The 3,975-nt window shown below is 39.5% G+C and carries 4 protein-coding genes; all 4 read right to left on the bottom strand.

Features of this window, described 5'->3' with window-relative positions:
- Positions 1–123: 123 nt before the first annotated feature.
- Entirely contained in the window at positions 124–783 is a 660-nt protein-coding gene (locus J6O61_RS13645; protein ID WP_292214363.1) for a DMT family transporter, read from the bottom strand.
- Positions 784–884: 101 nt separating this feature from the next.
- A complete protein-coding gene (gene dtd, locus J6O61_RS13640) occupies positions 885–1,340 on the bottom strand; it encodes a D-aminoacyl-tRNA deacylase (RefSeq protein WP_292214359.1) in 456 nt (151 codons plus the stop codon).
- A gap of 129 nt (positions 1,341–1,469) precedes the next feature.
- Positions 1,470–2,192: a DNA/RNA nuclease SfsA gene (sfsA, locus tag J6O61_RS13635; RefSeq protein ID WP_292214357.1), complete on the bottom strand. Its 723-nt coding sequence runs from the start codon at positions 2,190–2,192 to the stop codon at positions 1,470–1,472.
- Positions 2,193–2,222: 30 nt separating this feature from the next.
- Positions 2,223–3,383, bottom strand: a complete 1,161-nt coding sequence (locus tag J6O61_RS13630; RefSeq protein ID WP_292214355.1) for a tocopherol cyclase family protein — start codon at positions 3,381–3,383, stop codon at positions 2,223–2,225.
- Between the last annotated feature and the right edge of the window lie 592 nt (positions 3,384–3,975).

The following is a 3,975-nucleotide window of genomic DNA, read 5'->3' as shown; positions in this document are numbered from 1 at the left end:
GCCCCTGATGACCGTCTGTTTGCCTTTTTCAAAAATAGGATTTTTGACCGTAAACCCGAGAACTGGATATATTTTGCTTGGATTTATCATGTTTATAATAATATATTGTTATCAAGAATTCTACTATCTAAATGACATTGGTACCGTTCCTCCGATAAAGAACTGATAGCCGCTCAAAATAACCGGATTCTCATGCTTTGAAAAAATCTTGATGCTACAGCCTGATATTGCATAGAAAAACGCTGCTGCAAGCATTGCGCCTTCGCCTTCAAGTGACATTGGCGCTCCGCTTATTATAGCACCCATGCCGCCAAAGAACATGATTATTCCAAAGAATCCCACCACACAGCCGATAATTTTTTTAGCTGATACTTTTTCAAGCTTAAAAAGAAATATGGCAAAAAGCGGTGCCAGGAAATTACCTGAAGCATTTATGATAGAGCCTCTGACTCCTGAAGTATTGGCAAGTGACATAAAAAAGAAATAGTACTGCCCGATTGTCTGAAAAAGAGACAGGATCACTATATATTTCCAAGATGACTTCTGCGGGATCAAAGCTTTTTTAACAAGAAGAAATCCAAAAAATATAGTCATAACCCCCGCCAGCATGAACCTTGCTCCGGCAAGCATAAGTCTTGATGGTGTATCGCTTGCATCTATTTTAAACAGTTCATATGCTATCTTAATGGCCGGTGATGCGCTTCCCCACAGCACGCAGCAAAATATTGCAACCAATACCACTACCGGCATAAATGTCCAAAATGAATTCTTGTTTTCTGTCATTTTATTTCTCCTCCATTTACATATGAAGTTCATTATACAAGAAATTCATTGATAAAACATATAGCACAATATTAACTTCATTAATATGGCTATCACTGCTTCTACTTTTTAGAAGAAAAGTCACTGCTATCCAGAAGTATTGTCACAGGACCGTCATTTATCGACTCAACCTTCATATCTGCGCCAAATACACCTGTTTTTACTTCAAAGCCTCTGTTTCTGCACTCTTCTACTACAAGCTCATAAAGTGGATTTGAAATTTCAGGTCTGGCCGCATCGGTAAAGCCCGGGCGCCTTGATCTGCAATCTGCGTAAAGTGTGAACTGGCTGACAATAAGAAGCTGCGCTCCGGCATCCTTTGGATTTACATTCATCTTGCCGTTTTCATCTTCAAACACTCTGAGACCGCAAATTTTATCTGCCATCTTCACAGCAATTTCCTTTGTATCATCCGTATGTACTCCCAAAAGAACCATAAATCCCTTATCAATTTCCGAATATTTTTCCCCATCTATCGTCACAGATGCAGAAAGAACTCTCGTAACTACTGCCCTCATCCTTCTCCTCCGCTAATATGATCCTCTTATTTTCTTTTGCTAAACTGCTCTATATTAACGATAATTATTATTGAAATGTGCAAATATATCGTTTCATTTTCATTTCTGAAACACATCTTCTATGCGTCGCTATAATGTCGTTTCAGAAACAATCTTTAATGTATCAGGTGTCACTTCACACAAATAAAAAACAATTTCAACTCCTGCATTTTTTGCCTCATAGAACGCTTTGGCAAATTCAGGATCTGTTTCCTCATTTGGTCTTACTTCACTTATTCCCTCGCCCTGAATAACAAAGGCAACTCTTGTTTTTATTCCTTTTTTCAAGGCCATAGTCAGCTCTTTTAAATGCTTGGTTCCGCGCTCTGTAGGAGCATCCGGAAAATACCCTATTCCATTCTTAAAAAGCGTGCACCCTTTAACTTCCATGAGGTAGGGCTGTATCATATCTTCCGCTTGAGCTGATCCGGATATCTCTTCAGCACATGATTTCCCAGATATTTCTTTTTCCATATAAAAATCAATTCTGGAATTGCCATATTTATATTCCGGCTGAATCTTACTGTATTTTCCGCTATTTTCAAGCCATTCCTTAACAACCTTGTTGGGAGCCTGAGAATCTATGTTGATTATTTTTCCATCCTTTTCAACGGCTATAAGGTCATAGGGCGTCTTCCGCTCAGGATTATCCGCCTTTTCAAGATAAACCGTGCATCCCGGGATCAATAGTTCTTTGCATCTCCCGGTGTTCTTTACATGAACCTTGATTTCTTCGCCATCTACATTAACTACGGCAATAAACCGGTTGGGACGGGATATAAACTTGGCTTTTACTATATTATCGTAAGTCATGAGCTGATTTTTCCATTACACTTTTGTCTTTTACCATTTTTTAGCAGAAGATTTAATATTCATACAATATTGCTGATCATATTCTCCATATTCACAGCCAACATTCTCGCAGACAACCTCATCAATAAGCTTTCCAAAGTGGTACAGCTTTACTGTGCCTTTTCCATTGCCGCCATTCCAAAGACGGTTGTGAAGTTTCTTGCCATTTGGAGCTTCGTAGTTCACAAGGAGCATGTCTTTTTTCTTGCATGTTATGTCAGTAACCATCCGGTTTGTACAAGTCTTTTGCTCAACATGCCAGATTATTTCATCCTCCGTTTCCGAAGACTCAAACTTTGTTCCGGTAAAAGTCCAAAATTTTGAAAAATTGAACTCATAAGGCTTTCCTTCGTACCAATAAGCTGAAAGAAGTTTTCTGTTTAGAGCAATCGGACCAATTTTAGGTCTTCCTCCGCCTATATCAAATACGCTGTTTTCAAGCTTTCTCCCCAGGCGCTTACTTGTAAGATTATTGGACGAAAGCCACACCCATGGAGAAGTAAAGTCTTTTCCCCAGTTCTTATCAGCATATCCATAGCAGGTCTTAGGATCAACCGTATACCTGTGACCGTCTAAAAATATCTCTCCCGAATACTCTGTTTTCATGCCTTCAGCATGCCAAAACATCTCAAAAAGCTGAAGTTTTCTGAAAAGATTTCCTGCTCCGTATCCCACATTAAAAGCAATTATCTTTTTGATTGTCAGATTCCATGAGATTTCTCCACTTCCCGACATATACTCGGGATGGTTTTCCACCTCTTTTTCGGACAAACTCACCTTTCCCCAGGTTTTGTTCTCTGTTAGAAAGCATTCTCCCGCCTTTATAGAAAAAGGAACTCCCATATCCACATCAATCTTTTCCCAACCATAAAAGTTATGGATCTGCCTGGCGTCTTTGCCCCAACATCCTGCTTTTATCATAAGGTATGATGGTTTTATACCCTTTTTCTTATTTTCCGGGAGCTGGCCAAGTACCGGCTCAGTCCCACCGCTTTTGGGGTTGCACAAAAAGAACTCTATAAAAAAGGGCTTTTCTTCGCCCGTCTCACTATCTATTGCAGTAAAAGAGTGCCACCACCAATCGTACCCAAGCTTCGCCTGGCCACCAAAGAGTTGGCACTGATTTCTGGTTATGTCTGATCTGTTAAACACTGGTTTGCCTTTCTGTTTTCTATCTTTATTTTTTCAAATCCTCACTTACAAGCTACAGGCGTAAATATGATGATAACTACTATTAATTTACTCTTTCACACCAGGAATGTCTATTATATAGTGATTATATATTTATTGGTTCTATTTGACGCTCGTCAAATGTTTTTTTTGCCAAATGAGGTGTTGAACAATGGCTAAACTTATCTTAGAAAAACAGGATCCAACATATTTGCAATGGTCACACGTACGCAGTTCAAGCGGAACAGCCGGAACACTTTTAAAAGCGACTTCATCTCTTCATGGGAAAAAGAAATATTATAAGCTCTCTAACTTTGATTCCGTAAAAGGTATTGTTGGACATGAGTGTATTAACGAAATGAACTACCCTCACCGACTCCACGTCAGAAAGGGTTTCTGTTATGCCGCGAAACGGCATGAACCCGCACGATGTTCTATGCATCCTGCAGAACAGGGCATGTCCACTATGCCCCTATCCCATTGGCTTACCTTTGGGAATACTTTCCTCAAGATATTTGCAGCTCCATTTATGTCTGCATTTGTTATTGTACCATCGTAGTGTCTGTAAAGTCCT

Source organism: Butyrivibrio sp., from assembly GCF_017635265.1.
GTDB lineage: Bacteria > Bacillota > Clostridia > Lachnospirales > Lachnospiraceae > Butyrivibrio.
Note: the sequence above shows the minus strand (reverse complement) of the source record. Positions and strands in the feature narration are given on the sequence as shown.

Excerpts from the sequence above, each read along its gene's own strand:
- J6O61_RS13645 (WP_292214363.1), bottom strand. The coding sequence starts at position 783 with ATGACAGAAAACAAGAATTCATTTTGGACATTTATGCCGGTAGTGGTA.
- dtd (WP_292214359.1), bottom strand. The coding sequence starts at position 1,340 with ATGAGGGCAGTAGTTACGAGAGTTCTTTCTGCATCTGTGACGATAGAT.
- sfsA (WP_292214357.1), bottom strand. The coding sequence starts at position 2,192 with ATGACTTACGATAATATAGTAAAAGCCAAGTTTATATCCCGTCCCAAC.